Below are 17856 nucleotides of genomic sequence, written 5' to 3' on the forward strand. Positions count from 1 at the left end.
CATGCCATACATTGTTGATGTTTATGCACGTGAAGTATTAGACTCCCGCGGTAACCCGACGGTTGAAGTTGAAGTATATACTGAATCAGGAGCTTTTGGACGCGCGCTTGTTCCAAGCGGAGCATCCACTGGTGAATACGAAGCTGTTGAGCTTCGTGACGGCGACAAAGACCGCTACCTTGGAAAAGGCGTTTTAACAGCCGTTAACAACGTGAACGAAATCATCGCACCTGAGCTTATCGGCTTTGATGTGACAGAGCAAGTATCAATCGACAAATTGCTGATCGAACTTGACGGAACTGAAAATAAAGGCAAGCTCGGCGCCAACGCCATCCTTGGTGTATCAATGGCTGTTGCCCGCGCAGCTGCAGATTTCTTGCAGATTCCTCTATACCAATACCTTGGAGGATTCAACTCTAAAACGCTTCCTGTACCGATGATGAACATCGTAAACGGCGGAGAGCATGCGGACAACAACGTTGACATTCAAGAATTCATGATCATGCCTGTCGGTGCGGAAAACTTCCACGAAGCACTTCGCATGGGAGCACAAATTTTCCACAGCCTGAAATCAGTCTTGAAAGAAAAAGGCTTGAACACAGCTGTAGGTGATGAAGGCGGATTCGCTCCAAACCTTGGTTCTAACGAAGAAGCGCTTCAAACAATCGTTGAAGCGATCGAAAAAGCAGGATTCAAACCTGGCGAAGAAGTGAAATTGGCAATGGATGCCGCATCTTCTGAGTTCTACAACAAAGAAGACGGCAAATACCATCTTGCTGGCGAAGGCGTTGTAAAAACGTCAGCTGAAATGGTTGACTGGTATGAAGAGCTGACTTCTAAGTACCCAATCATCTCAATCGAAGACGGCCTTGACGAAAACGACTGGGAAGGCCACAAACTTCTGACTGAGCGTCTTGGCTCAAAAGTTCAGCTTGTCGGTGACGACCTTTTCGTAACAAACACGAAAAAGCTTGCTGAAGGAATCAAAAACGGTGTCGGCAACTCTATCCTGATCAAAGTAAACCAAATCGGTACATTGACTGAAACGTTCGATGCGATCGAAATGGCGAAACGCGCAGGCTACACTGCTGTTATCTCTCACCGCTCAGGTGAAACTGAAGACAGCACAATCGCTGACATCGCTGTGGCAACAAACGCAGGACAAATCAAAACAGGTGCTCCGTCTCGTACGGACCGTGTTGCGAAATACAACCAGCTTCTTCGCATCGAAGATCAATTGGCTGAAACTGCGCAATACCACGGTATTCAATCTTTCTACAACTTGAATAAGTAAGCATAAACAGAGCTTGGCTGCAGATGCGGCCAAGCTTTTTTACTTGTGAAATTCATAAAAACCCTGACAAGAGCTGTCAGGGTTTTTGATTATAATAGGCTGTATCAATTGTGATTGGAGTGTTATTGGATGCAGTCGAAAACAGTTTATCTTTATGCATTTCATACAATGTCAGACTGGGAATATGGATATTTAATGGCCGAACTGAACTCGGGAAGATATTTCAAAAAAGATGCAGCACCTTTAAAAGTCATGACAATAGGAGTGAATAAAGAAATGGTGACGACGATGGGAGGGCTGCGCATAAAACCGGATATCTCCCTTGATGAGTGGACGCTTGAGAATACGGATCTCATCATTTTACCCGGAGGGAATACTTGGGGAGAAAAGATTCATCAGCCGATCTTGAAAAAGGCCGGCGAAGCTTTAAAGCTTGGCGCGATGGTTGCCGCAATTTGCGGTGCAACAATGGGATTGGCGAATAGCGGATACTTGGATTCAAGAAAGCATACAAGCAATGACTTGGCATATATGAAAATGGTCTGTCCTCATTATAAAGGAGAACCATTTTATGAGATGGGACCCGCGGTATCTGATGGGAATCTGGTTACTGCATCAGGAGCGGCTCCTCTCGAATTCGCAAAGGAAGTACTGAAAAAATTAGACGTGTTTACACCGGATACATTGGATTCATGGTATCAACTCAATAAGACCCACCAACCTGAATACTTCTTCAAGTTAATGAATTCAATCAATAAATGAGCTGAAAGACCAAGAGTTTAGTCGATGTCGAAGCATGGTTTTTTCGGCGGAAAAGCTGGATTTCATGAGTGAAAAAAGTTTTTTATTCTTTATTTAATGTTCTGCTTGATATGGTATAATCTACCTCGTATAAAAAGCTTTGCTCACTCAAGGGAAGTCTTGCTCATCCCCTTCCGAAAGGGGGTGATAAAAATGACAGCATATGAAACAATCTCTTTAATGATTGCTTTTGGCATGCTGATTGCCGTGTTGTCAAAGGATAAAGAAAAATAGACCGCCCCTTGAGCCTGGAAAGTGATAGGGAGTGGTCTATTTTAGATCAATCTGAGCAAGTCCCTTTAAAGGGCCGGCTTTTTGTACAAGCCGAAGTGTTGGAGCACTTCGGTCTTTTTAGTATATGCAACATGCTTCCTGAGATTACATCTATATCATAAAGAATTTTCATTAATTTGTAAATGGCGATAGCAAATTGTTGTTTTAAAAAGAATCAATCGCCGGATTATGAATCGGCAAGTGATTTTCTATCCACAGAGCACCATATTCCTAGCGCCGTTTACAAACACTAAGTTCATCTTGGGCTCCTTCAGCCTAAGAAAAAACCACCCGTTATCACAGATTTTTCACAGGCTTCAGAAACCAGGCGGGAAGAAAACCGCTGATGCCAATGATCAAAAAACCAATGATCGACAACAGCGCAATCGCGATGGAAGAGAGCGCTTGCTGAAGGCTGTAAGCCGAGCAGGAAAGCAGCACGCCCAATCCTAAAGCGATAAGGAAGACTTTTTGATTCGTAAAAAACAACGTTTCAGATCTTTTGAATTTGATATAAATTAAAGGAAGACCTGTATAGCCTCCTATGAAAGATGAATAGCATCGCTAAAAAAAACTGAGGTATTGCTGAAACATTGACTCCGAACATTTCTCCAAATGAAACTGACCAGCTGCTTAACATCACAAATCCTAAAAGATAGAAAATCGATAAGGTCAAATTTTTCATTTAAATCTCTCCAATTGAAAATATACACTATAATTATCAGAAGTAAAAGCGGATTATTTATCTTAGTATTTGAACTTTAAACGATTAACAACTAAAGTTAAAAAAACTATTGTTTTATTGAGAAAATAATAGTTAAATGGATTTTAATGGGATTAAATGTTGCCAGAATATTTTTTTATAATGTCAACTTTATAATTAACTTATACATTTAAGGAGCTGTTTAATTTGAAACAATATAAAGGGGATGGCGCGGTATTTCTAGTAATCGGTTTTTGTTTAGGTCTTTTCCTTGGAGTCGTTTTTAATATTTTATCGTATGGTCTTTCCATAGGAATAATGCTTGGATCGTTAATTGATCTTTCTTTTTATATTAGATACAAAAAGTTAAATAATAAATAAGTCTAATGTGATCTTTTTATTAAATATCTATGCCGCGTAAAAGGCTTCTGACTTTTTAGTTGTCAAGATCAGAATACTATTAAGTATTCTATCTGGTTATTTTTTTGACAAGACATAAAAAGTTAACTAAATATAATTACATTCAGCGCAAGGCGGTCTTTAGCACAATCCAAAGCAGATTTATAGGAATTTCATATTGACTTTGGGTTGATTCATTATATAATCTAATTGATAATGAAAATCATTTGAGAAAAGGGGATACAACATATCATGAAACGTTTTAAATGGTTTGCACTGTTCGCTGCGCTTATCCTTTTATTAGCTGCCTGCGGAAATCAAGATAAAGATCAATCTGCGGAGAAGAACGACAGCAAAGATTCCTATACTGTAAAGCACGCAATGGGAACAGCGACAATTGACGGCACCCCGAAAAAAGTCGTCGTACTCACGAATGAAGCGACAGAAGCAGTGCTCGCACTTGGCGTTAAGCCAGTCGGCGCCGTTCAATCCTGGCTGGGAGATCCATGGTATGACCATATTAAAGATAAAATGAAAGGCGTAGAGAATGTCGGAACGGAGGCTGCGCCGAATATTGAAAAAATCGCGAGCCTGAAGCCCGACCTCATCATCGGCAATAAAGTTCGCCAAGAAGAAGTATACGACAAGCTGAAAGCAATCGCGCCGACCGTATTTGCTGAGACATTGTCAGGGGAATGGAAAAACAACTTTAAGCTTACAGCCGAAGCGCTCAATAAAAAAGCTGAAGGCGAAAAAGTTATCGCTGACTTTGACAAGCGCGTTGAAGACATTCATGAAAAACTCGGCGATAAAGTGAAGCAAAAAGTCTCTCTCGTCCGCTTTACAGATGCTGATACCCGCATCTATCACAAGGGATCATTTGCCGGAACGATTTTAAATCAGCTCGGTTTTGCAAGACCTAAAGGCCAGGAAGCCAACGATCTCGGACAAATGGAAGTGACAAAGGAACAAATTCCTGATATGGACGGGGACGTGCTTTTTTATTACACGTATGAGACAGGCGATGACAAAGCAAGCGCCATTGAGAAAGACTATGTCAACGATCCGCTCTTTAAAAACTTAAGCGTCTCCAAAAAAGGAAACGTCCATAAAGTGAGCGATGCCGTCTGGAATACAGCCGGAGGCGTCCTTGCAGCAAACCTGATGCTTGATGATATCGAAAAATACTTTTTAAAATAATCAAAAAAGCCAAACGGATCAGCGCATTCGTTTGGCTTTTTTTGATGTGGCCTTAATATTAAATCCCTTCTTACGATAAATATAGTATAAAATGACTAAGAGTGTTTTTGTTTGATAGGAGGAAAGTCATGAATTTTTGCAAGGAATGTGGAAGGGAACGAACAAAAAATGCGCTGTATTGCAAGCACTGCGGCGCGCGGGCGGACGAGGAACGAGCTTCCGACCCGGCGGCAAGGTATCAGCATGCGATGACGCGAAAAAGAATCATCACCATGGCGGCAATCGCGGCCTGCTTGATTTTATTGTTTGCCGGCTATAAAACCGGTGAAGCACTCACTTCAAAGGAGAAACTGATTTCTGATTTTGAAGCTGCTCTCGATCAGGAAGATGCCAAGAAGGCAGCAAAACTGCTGCAATCATCAGACGTTGATCTGACGGTCACGGAGAAAAACGTCAAGCCGCTCCTTGATTACTTAAAGGAACACCCGGATGAAGAAAAAGAATTGATCACATCCTTAAAGAGCGGTACCGGCCATCCATTGATGACGGTCGAAAAAAAGGGCAGGCGTTTTTGGATCTATGACCGCTATGTCCTGAACACGGCGCCTGTCTATTTAACGGTTAAGACAAACTATAAAGACACCGGCCTGTTTGTTAACGGCGAAAAGGTCATAACGACAGAAAAAGAAAACTTCGAAAAAAAGATCGGTCCGTTTGTTCCCGGAATTTACGAGGTGAAGGCAAAGCTGAAAAACGGAATTGCCGACCTTGAAAAAGCGGAAAAGGTCACTGCCCTCCAAGGCGATGTGAAAGTGAATGCGGACCTTGACGGGCACATGGCAAAGCTCGTCTTTGGAGAAGGCTATGAAAACCTGAAAGGAACGCTCTGGATCGATGATCAGAAGATGAAGATCAATCCATTCAAAGGAACTGAATTCGGACCTGTGCTGACTGATGGTTCAATGTCTGCTGCGGTAGAGGCGCAATTTCCGTGGGGGAAGCTGAAAAGCGAAAAAACGCCGATTGAAAGCGGGGAAATTGAAGTCAATCTTGCATCAGACAAGGGGTTTATGGATGGCATGATGACCACGGTCGTCAGTCATACAAAAGAAGCAGCAAAGGCCTTTGCAAGCGGCAATGTCAGCGGCATGACAATGGCCGCGCCGTCTTATCAAACCCGCCTGAAAGAGGTCACGGACGGACTGAAAAGCAGCAGCACCTACTATAAAGGCACCTACTTATCTACCGTATTTGATCTTGATTCGTTCCGGTTATACAAAGAAGACGGGCAATGGAAAACAGAGGTCAAAGGAATTGAAAAGCACAAATCGGCCTATTATGACGACTACAGTGCGCCTGAACTGGAAGAAAACGATAACGGCTATACATACACATTGGTCTATTCCGAAGGCAAGAAAAAGTGGTTCGTCGAAAAAAGCGATCCTGAAGCCGTGATCGATATCGAGCATCAAAAAGAAATCAAAAATGACAATCCGAAGGAATACACATCGGCATGGGCTTCGGCAAAAGGGGCTGTGAACAATGCAGCAGCAGGCGAAGCGCTTACTGACCAAAAGGTTGCTTCCGCCATTGAAGCGTATTTATACGGTCTTCAAGACGCTATCAACTCAAACGATTTCGGCCTTGTCCGTGACAGCTTGAAAGAAGGAAGTCCCCTGTACAATGATCAAAAGAAACTTGTCGCTAAACTGTACAACAGCGGGACGCAGGAAGAAGTAGAAGATTTCAGTGTGAAGAGCTGGCAGCAAAACGGACGGGAGGCAACGATTCAGACAACGGAAAAAATCAACATCATCAAAGGCGGAAAAGAACAGGTAAAAACGTATCATTGGACATATCACGCCGCCATCAAGGACGGCAGATTGCTCTTGACGTCAATAGAATAAAAAAAAGCCTTTTTCCCTTGAGGAAAAAGGCTTTTTACTTCACTAAAACAGCCGCCCTAAAATAGAGCCTCCGATCCTTCCGATATATTCAAGAAACAAATCTCCCATGATCCGGATAGACATAAATGTCAGCAAATAGACGATCAGCGTCGCGTAAATCGTATCAACAGTGCCTGCCGCTCTTTCGTGGTAGCTGGAGATAACAGCCGGCGGAATTAAAAAGGCGATACCGCAGAGGGCAAAGAAAAGAACGTATATAAACAAACCCGTTTGCATCAATGATAAAAGCAAAGCGGCGAGCAGAAGGACCACGAAAGGAATAAGCACCGTTCCGAACCGTCCGAGCACTTCCTTAAATGTCGCTTGCACACCCCGAATGCGCACACCTGCGTATGTAAAAACAAATAATAAGAAAATATAAATAGCAAAAGTAAAAGCGGGCTTCACGACGATATCAAAAAATGTCGGCATTGCGTAGGAGCGGGCGAATATTCCGGAATAGTCCCCCAGGGAGTCAAAAAAGCCTTTGAGTCCGAAATAAAACATCAGCGGCACGGCAAGCGCAAAGATTACCATTGTGATGATGCTGTTGAGGACGTGCTGTTCTCCGGCGTTTTTTATTTCGATAAACGGTCGTTTCAGCACCTTTAAACAAAAGGAAAAATACATGGAAGACGCTTGTTTCGCCGCCTCCGTATACCTCGCCGCCTGCGGCGTTTCAGCTGCCTCTTTGCTGCCATCACTGCCGCCGGCCAAACTTGTCCCGCACTGCTCGCAAAATTTTCCGCCATCTGTATGATGGCCGCACTTTGAACATGTCATAAAAATAAAATCTCCTTTGAAAATAGTTATTTTGACCTATGAAGGTTCATTATAAATGAAAGTGCCGGAAGATGTCATTGTTTTTTGCAAGTTTAAGCGGTCAGCGTCGGAGGTAAAAATCGATTACCTGAATTTTTACATAGAGGAAGGAGTGGCAAACTGTGTTTGCTTTGATCATCCACGTTTTTGTATCATTGTTCGCCGTCACAAATCCGATCGGCAATGTTCCGATCTTTTTGGCACTCACAGAAGGCTACGAAGCAAAAGAACGCACCACATTGGCGAGAAAGGCTGCGGTTTTATCGTTTCTGATTCTGATCGCGTTTCTCATATTCGGAGAGTTCATCTTCAGGCTTTTTGACATTAACATCCATGCGCTGCGAGTTGCCGGCGGCATTTTTATTTTCGGAATTGCCTACAACCTGCTGAATGCAAAGCAGTCCCATGTTCAGTCGCTCCATCATAATGAGCACCGCGAGAGCAAGGAAAAAGAGGATATCTCGGTGACGCCGCTCAGCATTCCGATCATTTCGGGGCCCGGAACGATTGCGACGGTGATGAGCCTTTCGGCCGGCAGCCGCAGCCTTGTTCATTTTGGCGGGCTGATCATCGGCATTGCAGCCGTCCTCCTGCTGACGTTTGCGGCCTTTCATTATTCGACGCTGATCAGCAACAAATTGGGGCAGACGGAGATGAATGTGATCACCCGGCTGATGGGCCTGATTTTGGCTGTTGTGGCGGTCGGCATGATCGGCACGGGATTGAAAGGGCTGTTTCCGGTTTTGGCGGGATGATTGGAGAAAAGCAAAAAAGCTGCTCAGTCTTCGCAGCTTTTTTCGGTTTATGAAGGTTTTGGCACATGCTTAAAGATCTCTTCGCTTTCCAAAAACGCGATCAGATGATCAAGCCACTCGCAGTAATCAATCCATTGTTTTGTTTCAGCCAGCAGCTCGTTGATTTTAGCTTCGGTTTCGGGTGAAAGGCCTTCTTCCTCAAGGGCTTCCAACAGCTCTTTTCTGATTTTTTTCCCGATCATCCGGTTCTTTTTGACAACTTTGCTCCAGTTGGCCGTAAACAATGAAATAAACGTTTGATAATAGTCTTGTTCGACATCGTACAGATCTTTGCGGACGCCTTTTTCAAAAACTTTTTCAGCTATATTTAAATCGAGCATTTCGCGGACGACCTGACTCATTCTCGTTTTGCTCATGCCCGTTTCTTCTGACAGTTCATTTAAAGTCATCGGCTTTCTGTTCATATAGATGATCCCGAGCACGCGGCCGACAGTTGATGATATACCGTACGTATTCATGTTTTCCGCGATTTTTTCTATGAAATGTTCTTCCGCTTGTTCAATCACTTTTAAAGCGTTTTCCTCCAAAGCACATCATCCCTTCGGGCAGCCAATTTTATTGTCAATATATCATAATTTTGTTTGCGGTTGAAAACACTAAAACGATAGCAAAACAAAGAAATCAGGCGTATTTTTAAGAATAACCGGCAGATTGACGACATAAATATATTTTTTTATGTCTTATATATATAATTTAAACACTTTATAAACTTTTTATTTTACAAAGTGTATCTTATAATGAATGAGATGTTGAAATTTTAAAAAAACAATTGGAGGTGTGCGTTTTGCTGAAGCTAGAGAATGTATCAAAGGTTTATAAAGGCGGAAAAAAAGCGGTCAAGAACATTAACCTTGATATAGCAAAAGGTGAATTTATCGTCTTTATCGGACCGAGCGGCTGCGGGAAGACAACGACGATGAAAATGATCAACCGTTTGATTGAACCGACTTCAGGAAGCATTTACATCGACGGAGAAAACATAATGGATCAGGACCCGGTGGAGCTGCGCCGGAAAATCGGCTATGTCATTCAGCAAATCGGACTCTTTCCCCATATGACGATTCAGCAGAATATCACGCTCGTTCCAAGGCTTTTGAAATGGCCGGAAGAAAAGCGGAAGAAGCGGGCGGAGGAACTGCTACAGCTCGTTGATATGGGACCGGAATATTTGAACCGCTATCCTCATGAACTAAGCGGCGGACAGCAGCAGAGAATCGGCGTGCTGCGGGCGCTTGCGGCGGAGCCGCCCCTCATTTTAATGGATGAACCGTTCGGAGCGCTGGACCCGATCACCCGTGATTCGCTTCAGGAAGAGTTCAAAAAGCTGCAGAAATCGCTGGACAAAACGATTGTCTTTGTAACCCACGATATGGATGAAGCGATTAAGCTTGCCGACAGAATTGTCATCCTTCGCGCCGGCGAGATCGTTCAAGTCGGAACGCCTGACGACATTTTGCGGAATCCGGCGGATGAATTCGTTGAGGAGTTTATCGGAAAAGAGCGGCTTCTTCAGTCCCGTCCTGACATCGAGCATGTCGAACAAGTGATGAACCCGAATCCGGTCACAATTACGAGCGAAAAAAACCTGACTGAAGCAATTCAAGTGATGAGGGAACGCCGCGTCGATTCACTGCTCGTTGTGGATGAACACAATGTCTTAAAAGGATATATCGATGTTGAAATCATCGATCAGAACCGGAAAAAAGCCGTCACAGTCGGAGAGGTTGTCAATGAGAATGTTTACTCCGTTCAAAAAGGTACGCTCATCAGGGATACCGTCCGGAAAATTTTGAAAAGAGGATTCAAATATGTTCCCGTTCTTGATGAAGAGGGCCGCCTTGTCGGGATTGTCACAAGAGCAAACCTTGTCGATATCGTGTACGACTCGATTTGGGGAGAAGAAACCCTTGTCCAACGTTAAATGCAGGGAGGTGCATCAATCATGAATCAGATTGTCCAATTTCTCCAGCACAACGGCGGGGAAATGATTTATAAAACATGGGAGCACTTATATATATCCATTTTTGCGGTGCTTCTCGGCATCATTGTGGCGGTTCCGCTCGGTGTCGTTTTAACGAGAATGAAAAAAGGGGCCGGCGTCGTGATCGGCGTTGTCAACATTATTCAGACGCTGCCGAGTTTGGCGATCCTGGCGTTTTTTATTCCGCTTCTCGGAGTGGGAAAGATTCCGGCGATTGTCGCGCTGTTTTTCTATTCAGTCCTACCGATTCTGAGAAACACTTACACGGGCGTAAAAGGCGTCAATCAAAATTTGCTTGAATCAGGAAAGGGAATCGGTATGACTGCATGGGAACAAATCCGCCTGGTCGAACTGCCGCTGTCGGTACCGGTGATCATGGCAGGCATCCGGACATCAACCGTTTACTTAATCGGCTGGGCGACGCTCGCGGCTTTTATCGGCGGCGGCGGTCTCGGCGACTATATTTTTATCGGGCTCAACCTGTACCAGCCTGAGTACATTATTGCCGGAGCGGTGCCGGTTACGATACTGGCCATCGTGATCGACTATATGCTGTCGAAAACCGAAGACAAAGTTACGCCTCAAGGATTAAAAGGGATGAAGGAAGTATCATAAGGAGTTGGCTCTTATGCAAACAAAACAACTGAGACGGCTCGGCGCCGTCATGCTGGTCCTCTCGCTTTTGATCAGCGGCTGTGCGCTGCCGGGTCTTGGCGGGGCTTCCGATAAAACGATCAAAATCGGGGCGCAAAACCTGACCGAATCCGAAATTCTTGCCAATATGATCTCGCTTTTGATCGAGCATGATACAGATCTCAATACGGTCTTGGTCAAAAACCTCGGCTCAAACTATGTACAGCACCAGGCCATGCTCGGCGGAGACATCGACATTTCAGCGACGCGCTATTCGGGAACTGACCTGACAAGCACGCTTGGAAGGGAAGCGGAAAAAGACCCGGAAAAAGCGCTTCGCATCGTACAGCAGGATTTTAAAAAGAAATTCAACTACAAATGGTTCGATTCTTACGGATTTGACAATACGTACGCTTTTACAGTCACGAAAGAACTCGCTGAAAAAGGGAACTATGAAACCATATCCGATCTGAAAAAAGACGCGGATAAACTGAAGCTTGGCGTTGACAATGCCTGGCTGAAACGAAAAGGCGACGGATATCCGGGATTTAAACAGGAATACGGGTTTTCATTCGGCTCGACCTTTCCAATGCAGATCGGACTCGTTTATGACGCCGTCAAAAACGGCAAAATGGATATCGTTCTTGCCTATTCAACAGACGGCAGGATCAAAGCTTATGATTTAAAGCTGTTAAAAGACGATAAACGCTTTTTCCCGCCGTATGACTGTTCGCCGGTCGTGCCGGAAAAAGTGCTGAAGGAACATCCGGAGCTTGAAGGGACCATCAATAAACTGATCGGAAAAATCGACACCGAAACGATGCAGGAGCTCAATTACGAAGTCGATGGAAAACTGAAAGAGCCTTCTGTCGTCGCAGCCGAGTTTTTAAAGAAGCACAATTATTTTGAGTAAAGGAGGGGCTGACAAATGGAAGTGCTGCAGCAGCTTTGGACGTATTACGCGCAAAACGGTGGCTATGTGCTGGGGGAATTTTACCGCCACTTTTTAATGTCGGCATACGGCGTATTATTCGCCGCCGTCGTCGGCATCCCGGCCGGTATTTTCATCGCCAAATACCGGAAAATCAGCAAATGGGTCTTTTCCATCACCAATGTCATTCAAACGATTCCGGCGCTTGCGATGCTCGCCGTCTTGATGCTTGTCATGGGACTCGGCGCCAACACGGTGATTCTTTCATTGTTTTTGTATTCGCTTTTGCCGATCATTCGAAACACATATACGGGAATTGTCAGCATTGAGCATGCCTATCTTGAATCAGGGAAGGCGATGGGCATGACGAAATTTCAAGTGCTCCGGATGGTGGAGCTTCCTCTCGCCTTGTCAGTCATTATGGCGGGGCTCAGAACCGCGCTCGTCATCGCAATCGGCATCACGGCCATCGGCACGTTTGTCGGCGCAGGCGGCCTCGGGGATATCATAGTCAGGGGAACAAATGCGACCAACGGAACAGCGATCATTCTAGCAGGCGCGATCCCGACGGCGCTGATGGCGATCATCGCCGATCTGTTTATGGGCTGGCTCGAGCGTGCGCTGAGCCCGGTTAAACATCATAAAGGCAAGACGCCGAATCCGGATGCCGCTTAAATGGCATCCGAAAAAAGCCGAATTTCTGCTAAAAGGAAATTCGGCTTATTATGATTGACGCTTTTTCGCTTCATTGACCAAAAAATGAAAATACTGTTCGAGATTGAGCAGGTCTTCGCGGGACAAACAGTCCCATTTTCCGGGCTCAAACAGCCACAGGTCTTCGACACCGTGCTTGGCAGCGATGTCCTGCATCGTGACATAGCCGCGCGGCTGTTCGCGAATCTCGTCAGCCTTCATATAACCGGCAATATCCATGAGCTGCTCGTACGGCATTTTCAGAGCATCGGCCAATTTTCTGATCGTCGCGGGTTTGGGAACGCCGCGGTGGCCGTTTTCGATTCTGGAAATGGCTGCGGCGCTCACACCGGCATACATGGCAAGCTGATTAACCGACAGGCTTCTTTGTTCTCTCAGCTCTTTGAGCCGCTCGCCGAACATTGTCATCGCCATCCCCCCGCAAATTCATGATATGAACATTTTAATACAAATGTTGACTAAAGGAAATACTTAAACAGGAAAAATATTGACAAAAGTTAACGAAAGGGATAAAATAACAGCAGGATCGTAAACAGACGAAAATGAGGGGAGTGCGCTTGGAGAAGGTATTCAGTTTTTGTTTCGGCTGCTTGCTTCCTGCACGAGAAAGTCGAAATATTTGTCCAGGTTTTCGATGTCTTTTTTTGAAAGCACCTTCCACTTTTCGCTGTCAAACAGAGAAAGGTCCTCTAAATCGTACTGTGAAACGATGTCGTAAATGGAATCATAGCTGCTTCTTGCTTCCTGGACTGTGGTCGCGCTGATATAGCCTGCAGATGCCATCAGTTCCTCATACGGGACTTTCAAAGCGTCCGCCAGTTTTCTGATCGTCGCCGGCTTCGGCACGCCTCGCTTTCCGTTTTCAATTCGCGAAATGCCGGCCGAACTGACGCCGGAATACATCGCCAGCTGATTGACGGTCAGCTTTTTCCGTTCCCTTAATTGTCGTAAATGGTATCCAAAGTTCGTCATGGCCAAAACCTCGCAATCTCTTATTATAAAATATTTTAGTACGAATATTGCCTATAGGAAACATATGGATGATAAAAGTATTGACAAAAGTTAACAAATCGTTTATGTTCAATATAGACAAAAAGAAACATAAGAGATTAGAAAGGGGAGTAATCATGGTAAAAAAGATTCATATCAAAAGAGATTTTGTTCTCCAGTATATGATTGAACACAATCTCTCCTTAAATCAGCTTGCCATTGAAATCGGTGTATCCCCGGCGACACTCAGCAGAGTTTTGAATGGCGAAAGGAGGCCCGGACAACTTGTGATCGGAAAGATGATTCAGTATTTCAACAAAAAATTTGAAGATCTCTTTTATTATAAAGATGTTGACAAATGTCAATAAATAAAGGAAAAAAGGAGGCTTTCAAACGTGAAAAACACGGGAATTGTCCGGAGAATCGATGAGCTCGGCCGGGTTGTTCTCCCGGTCGAAATGCGCAGAGTGCTGAATATCAATGAAAAGGACCCGCTCGAAATATACACCGACGGAGAAAACATCGTTTTGACAAAATACGCCGCCAACATGGCATGCTTGATGACCGGCGACATCACCACGAAAAATAAAACGTATGCAGGCGGCAAAATCGTACTCAGCCCGCAGGGAGCGGAAATGCTCCTGGAAGATATGATGGCAGCCTTGTCAGAAAAGAAATAAATGTCTTTACATATTCCGCCGGAAAGGGAGCATAGTTGCTCCTTTTTTTGTATACCTTATTCCGGCGCTGGGAAAAAATAAAAAAAGCTGCTCGAAACGCTCGTGACATGCGCTTGCTTTTCATGTAAAATAAAACTATTGTCAGCCAGTTTGTCTGGAGGTGTAGGTTATGGCCGCATTTTTAACGGTCTTATTAGTGATTGTAAGTATCGTATTAATCGTTGTTGTTTTACTGCAATCCGGCAAAAGCGCCGGATTATCAGGCGCGATTTCCGGCGGAGCCGAGCAGCTTTTCGGAAAGCAGAAAGCAAGAGGACTTGATTTGATTCTCCACCGGATGACGGTCGTTTTAACCGTGCTTTTCTTTTTCTTAACGATTGCGCTTGCTTACTTTGTATAAGACAATGAAGCGTGAGGTCTGATGTTCAAGTCAGGCCTTTTTCCTATTTGCAGGTCTTTGTATGACGGGACCGGCGGATTGATAGAGTTTGTTTCAAGACAAAACGTGGAAGAATACATATGAAAAGGAGACAGTGAATCATGAAAATCGTCAAACCACAACCTTTCACATTTAAAGGCGGAAAAAAAGCCGTCCTGCTGTTGCACGGATTTACGGGCAACACGGCGGACGTCAGAATGCTCGGAAGATATTTGAATGAAAAAGGCTACACATGCCATGCGCCCCAATATAAAGGCCACGGCGTGCCTCCGGAAGAACTTCTCTCCACAGGGCCGGAAGACTGGTGGAAAGACGTCATGGACGGGTATGAATATCTGAAATCGGAAGGGTATGAACAAATCGCCGCTTGCGGACTGTCTCTCGGAGGAGTTTTTTCATTAAAATTGGGTTACACTGTACCCATAAAGGGAATTGTTCCAATGTGCGCGCCGATGTACATCAAAAGCGAAGAGACGATGTACGAGGGTGTGCTTGAGTATGCCCGCAATTATAAGAAATTTGAAGGCAAGACAGCGGAGGAGATTGACGCTGAGATGGAAGAATTCAAAAAAACGCCGATGAACACGTTGAAAGCACTGCAGGATTTGATTGCCGATGTCAGAGAGCATGTGGACATGATCTATTCGCCTACATTTGTCGTGCAGGCGCGCCACGATCATATGATTAATACGGACAGCGCAAACATCATCTACAATGAAGTGGAAACAGATGATAAGCAGCTGAAATGGTATGAAGAATCCGGTCATGCCATCACATTGGATAAAGAACGCGAAACACTGCACGAGGATGTGTATCAATTTTTAGAAACGTTGGATTGGCAGACATAAGGAGGTCTGGTTAGTGGAAAAAGAAGAATTTATGGATAAGCTTCTCTCCTTTATGAAAGAAGAAGCGTATAAACCTCTTACAGTTCAGGAACTGGAAGAGATGCTGGAAATCACCGATTCGGACGAATACAAAGAGCTTGTCAAAGCTCTTGTTACCCTTGAAGAAAAAGGGCTTGTCGTCAGAACGAGAAGCAACCGCTACGGTTTGCCCGAAAAAATGAATTTGATCAAAGGGAAGGTGTCGGCGCACGCGAAAGGCTTCGCGTTTGTCCTCCCCGAAGACTCCTCGCTTGACGATGTCTTCATTCCGCCGTCTGAGCTGAACACGGCAATGAACGGAGATACGGTGCTCGTCCGCTTAAGTACAGAGACCGGCGGTACAAAAAAAGAAGGGGCCATCATCCGCATCATTGAGCGCAACATTCAGAAGATTGTCGGCACATATACAGAGACGAAAAACTTCGGCTTCGTCATTCCCGATGATAAAAAAATCACGAATGACATCTTTATTCCGAAGCACGCCAAAAACGGCGCCGTCGAGGGTCATAAAGTCGTCGTCCGCCTGACAAGCTATCCTGAAGGCCGGATGAGTGCAGAAGGGGAAGTCATCGAGATTCTCGGCCATAAAAACGACCCCGGCATCGACATTCTTTCCATTATTCATAAGCACGGCCTCCCGGGAGACTTTCCGGCTGAGGCGATGGAGCAGGCCGGCAATACGCCTGATACAATCGATGAGAAAGATCTTGAAGGCAGACGGGATCTGCGCGATCAAACGATCGTCACGATCGACGGTGCAGATGCCAAAGATTTGGACGATGCCGTGACTGTCACAAAACTCAAAAACGGCCATTATAAACTCGGCGTCCACATTGCCGATGTCAGCCATTATGTAACAGAAGGGTCTCCGATTGACCAGGAAGCGTATGAACGCGGCACGAGCGTCTACCTTGTCGACCGGGTGATTCCGATGATCCCGCACAGGCTGTCCAACGGAATCTGCTCTTTAAATCCGAAGGTCGACCGGCTGACATTGTCGTGCGAAATGCTCATTAATCCTCAAGGGCAAGTCGTCGAGCACGAAATTTTTCAAAGCGTCATCAAAACGACCGAGCGAATGACTTATTCTGACGTGAACAAAATTTTAGTCGATGATGATGAAGAGCTGAAACAGAAGTATCAGGCGCTTGTCCCGATATTTAAAGACATGGAAGACTTGGCTGCGATTCTGCGCGGCAAGCGGATGGAACGCGGAGCCGTCGACTTTGACTTTAAGGAAGCGAAGGTTCTCGTCGACGAAGAAGGAAAAGCGAAGGACGTCGTTTTGAGAGAACGGTCAACTGCTGAAAAGCTGATCGAAGAATTTATGCTTGTCGCCAATGAAACGGTCGCCGAGCACTTTCATTGGATGAATGTTCCGTTTATTTACCGGATTCACGAAGATCCAGATCAGGAAAAGCTGCAGAGATTTTTGGAGTTCGTTACGACATTCGGCTATGTCGTCAAAGGGACGGCGGGAAGCATCCATCCGAAAGCGCTGCAAAGCGTGCTTGAAGAAGTCAGGGATCGTCCTGAAGAAGCCGTGATTTCGACGGTTATGCTCAGGTCGATGAAACAGGCGAAATACGATCCGCAAAGCCTCGGACACTTCGGCTTGTCGACTGAATTCTACACGCATTTCACGTCTCCGATTCGCCGCTATCCTGACTTAATCGTCCACAGACTGATCAGGACGTATTTGATTCAGGGCAAGACAGACGAAGCGACAAGGGAAAAATGGGCCGAGAAACTGCCTGAGATCGCCGAGCATACGTCAAATATGGAACGCAATGCCGTAGATGCAGAGCGGGAAACGGACGATCTGAAAAAAACCGAATTTATGCTCGATAAAATCGGCGAAGAATTTGACGGCGTCATCAGCTCCGTTACGAACTTCGGCATGTTCGTCGAGCTGCCGAACACGATCGAAGGGCTTGTCCACGTCAGCTTTATGACGGACGATTTCTACCGCTATGATGAACAGCACTACGCGATGATCGGTGAGCGCACGGGCAATGTCTACCGGATCGGTGATGAGATTACGGTCCGCGTCGTTGACGTCAATAAAGACGAGCGGAACATCGATTTTGAAATCGTCGGCATGAAAGGCTCCCGCCGCCGGCAGAAGCCGGAACCAAAACAGAAAAAGGCTCCAAAAAAGGATGCTCCATCGGCTGACAAAGGGGAATGGTTCACCAAGCCGAAAAAGAAAAAAGTAAAGAAAAAACGCGGTTTTCAAAACGCGCCGAAACAAAAACGCAAGAAAAAGAAAAAATAGACGGCACACGTCAAAAAAGGGCGGCGAAATTGTAAGACGAACGTTCATTTGATAGAATAATACGTATTCG

21 protein-coding genes are annotated in these 17856 nt (G+C 45.2%); 16 read left to right on the forward strand and 5 right to left on the reverse strand.

Translation table 11 applies throughout. From position 1 onward, the window contains the following. Nucleotide 1: 1 nt before the first annotated feature. From eno to BTA31_RS23215, 3 genes are all read left to right on the forward strand, one after another. Nucleotides 2-1294 (forward strand): phosphopyruvate hydratase, encoded by a 1293-nt coding sequence (eno, locus tag BTA31_RS02755; protein WP_043925541.1) that lies wholly within the window; start codon nt 2-4, stop codon nt 1292-1294. Between the two features lie 129 nt (nt 1295-1423). Then, complete coding sequence (locus tag BTA31_RS02760; protein WP_076788800.1) at nt 1424-2056, forward strand: type 1 glutamine amidotransferase family protein; 633 nt, start codon at nt 1424-1426, stop codon at nt 2054-2056. A gap of 192 nt (nt 2057-2248) precedes the next feature. After that, entirely contained in the window at nt 2249-2329 is an 81-nt protein-coding gene (locus tag BTA31_RS23215; RefSeq protein WP_095999808.1) for a putative holin-like toxin, read from the forward strand. 336 nt (nt 2330-2665) lie between these two features. Here the strand turns inward: BTA31_RS23215 and BTA31_RS23220 are convergent, their stop codons facing one another. After that, nucleotides 2666-2857 carry a hypothetical protein gene (locus BTA31_RS23220; RefSeq protein ID WP_239693123.1) on the reverse strand — a complete coding sequence of 64 codons (192 nt, stop codon included), beginning with the start codon at nt 2855-2857 and terminating at the stop codon, nt 2666-2668. Nucleotides 2858-3278: 421 nt separating this feature from the next. On the opposite strand from BTA31_RS23220, the gene BTA31_RS22815 reads away from it, so the two are divergent. The 3 genes from BTA31_RS22815 (at nt 3279) to BTA31_RS02775 (ending at nt 6577) form a co-directional block, all read left to right on the forward strand. Beyond that, entirely contained in the window at nt 3279-3452 is a 174-nt protein-coding gene (locus BTA31_RS22815) for a glycine zipper domain-containing protein (protein WP_158039095.1), read from the forward strand. Between the two features lie 270 nt (nt 3453-3722). Next, on the forward strand, nt 3723-4670 hold the full coding sequence (locus tag BTA31_RS02770; RefSeq protein ID WP_076788801.1) for an ABC transporter substrate-binding protein: 948 nt from the start codon (nt 3723-3725) through the stop codon (nt 4668-4670). 128 nt (nt 4671-4798) lie between these two features. Next, nucleotides 4799-6577 carry a zinc ribbon domain-containing protein gene (locus tag BTA31_RS02775; protein ID WP_076788802.1) on the forward strand — a complete coding sequence of 593 codons (1779 nt, stop codon included), beginning with the start codon at nt 4799-4801 and terminating at the stop codon, nt 6575-6577. A 42-nt stretch (nt 6578-6619) separates the two neighbouring features. On the opposite strand, the gene BTA31_RS02780 is transcribed toward BTA31_RS02775, so the two are convergent. Continuing rightward, complete coding sequence (locus BTA31_RS02780) at nt 6620-7399, reverse strand: zinc ribbon domain-containing protein (RefSeq protein ID WP_076788803.1); 780 nt, start codon at nt 7397-7399, stop codon at nt 6620-6622. A gap of 161 nt (nt 7400-7560) precedes the next feature. Between BTA31_RS02780 and BTA31_RS02785 the strand changes: the two genes are divergently transcribed. Beyond that, a complete protein-coding gene (locus tag BTA31_RS02785) occupies nt 7561-8193 on the forward strand; it encodes an NAAT family transporter (protein WP_076788804.1) in 633 nt (210 codons plus the stop codon). A 47-nt stretch (nt 8194-8240) separates the two neighbouring features. On the opposite strand, the gene BTA31_RS02790 is transcribed toward BTA31_RS02785, so the two are convergent. Then, nucleotides 8241-8780 carry a GbsR/MarR family transcriptional regulator gene (locus BTA31_RS02790; protein WP_076788805.1) on the reverse strand — a complete coding sequence of 180 codons (540 nt, stop codon included), beginning with the start codon at nt 8778-8780 and terminating at the stop codon, nt 8241-8243. A 257-nt stretch (nt 8781-9037) separates the two neighbouring features. Here BTA31_RS02790 and BTA31_RS02795 point away from each other — a divergent pair, with 257 nt between their 5' ends. From BTA31_RS02795 to BTA31_RS02810, 4 genes are read left to right on the forward strand one after another with little or no spacing between them, the layout of a single operon-like run. After that, the gene (locus BTA31_RS02795) at nt 9038-10174 is read left to right on the forward strand and encodes a betaine/proline/choline family ABC transporter ATP-binding protein (protein WP_043925549.1); all 1137 of its coding nucleotides are present in this window, start codon (nt 9038-9040) and stop codon (nt 10172-10174) included. Nucleotides 10175-10195: 21 nt separating this feature from the next. Next, on the forward strand, nt 10196-10849 hold the full coding sequence (locus BTA31_RS02800) for an ABC transporter permease (RefSeq protein WP_076788806.1): 654 nt from the start codon (nt 10196-10198) through the stop codon (nt 10847-10849). Nucleotides 10850-10862: 13 nt separating this feature from the next. After that, a complete protein-coding gene (gene opuCC, locus BTA31_RS02805; protein WP_076788807.1) occupies nt 10863-11780 on the forward strand; it encodes an osmoprotectant ABC transporter substrate-binding lipoprotein OpuCC in 918 nt (305 codons plus the stop codon). Between the two features lie 15 nt (nt 11781-11795). After that, nucleotides 11796-12473, forward strand: coding sequence for an ABC transporter permease (locus BTA31_RS02810; protein WP_043925552.1), 678 nt, complete (start codon nt 11796-11798; stop codon nt 12471-12473). A 48-nt stretch (nt 12474-12521) separates the two neighbouring features. Here BTA31_RS02810 and BTA31_RS02815 read toward each other — a convergent pair whose 3' ends face one another. Both BTA31_RS02815 and BTA31_RS02820 read right to left on the reverse strand, forming a co-directional pair. Then, nucleotides 12522-12920, reverse strand: coding sequence for a helix-turn-helix domain-containing protein (locus BTA31_RS02815; RefSeq protein ID WP_043925553.1), 399 nt, complete (start codon nt 12918-12920; stop codon nt 12522-12524). A gap of 162 nt (nt 12921-13082) precedes the next feature. Next, nucleotides 13083-13484, reverse strand: coding sequence for a transcriptional regulator (locus BTA31_RS02820; protein ID WP_043925568.1), 402 nt, complete (start codon nt 13482-13484; stop codon nt 13083-13085). 152 nt (nt 13485-13636) lie between these two features. Here BTA31_RS02820 and BTA31_RS02825 point away from each other — a divergent pair, with 152 nt between their 5' ends. From BTA31_RS02825 to rnr, 5 genes are all read left to right on the forward strand, one after another. Continuing rightward, complete coding sequence (locus tag BTA31_RS02825) at nt 13637-13870, forward strand: helix-turn-helix domain-containing protein (protein ID WP_164470226.1); 234 nt, start codon at nt 13637-13639, stop codon at nt 13868-13870. A 27-nt stretch (nt 13871-13897) separates the two neighbouring features. Next, nucleotides 13898-14182 (forward strand): AbrB/MazE/SpoVT family DNA-binding domain-containing protein, encoded by a 285-nt coding sequence (locus BTA31_RS02830; RefSeq protein ID WP_076788808.1) that lies wholly within the window; start codon nt 13898-13900, stop codon nt 14180-14182. Nucleotides 14183-14351: 169 nt separating this feature from the next. Then, nucleotides 14352-14582 (forward strand): preprotein translocase subunit SecG, encoded by a 231-nt coding sequence (gene secG / locus BTA31_RS02835; RefSeq protein ID WP_003185418.1) that lies wholly within the window; start codon nt 14352-14354, stop codon nt 14580-14582. 140 nt (nt 14583-14722) lie between these two features. Continuing rightward, nucleotides 14723-15469, forward strand: coding sequence for an alpha/beta hydrolase (locus tag BTA31_RS02840; RefSeq protein ID WP_076788809.1), 747 nt, complete (start codon nt 14723-14725; stop codon nt 15467-15469). Nucleotides 15470-15482: 13 nt separating this feature from the next. Then, nucleotides 15483-17786 carry a ribonuclease R gene (gene rnr / locus BTA31_RS02845; protein WP_076788810.1) on the forward strand — a complete coding sequence of 768 codons (2304 nt, stop codon included), beginning with the start codon at nt 15483-15485 and terminating at the stop codon, nt 17784-17786. Nucleotides 17787-17856: the final 70 nt, after the last annotated feature.

The sequence above is a fragment of the Bacillus haynesii genome, assembly GCF_001969855.1.
GTDB classification, from domain to species: Bacteria; Bacillota; Bacilli; order Bacillales; family Bacillaceae; genus Bacillus; species Bacillus haynesii.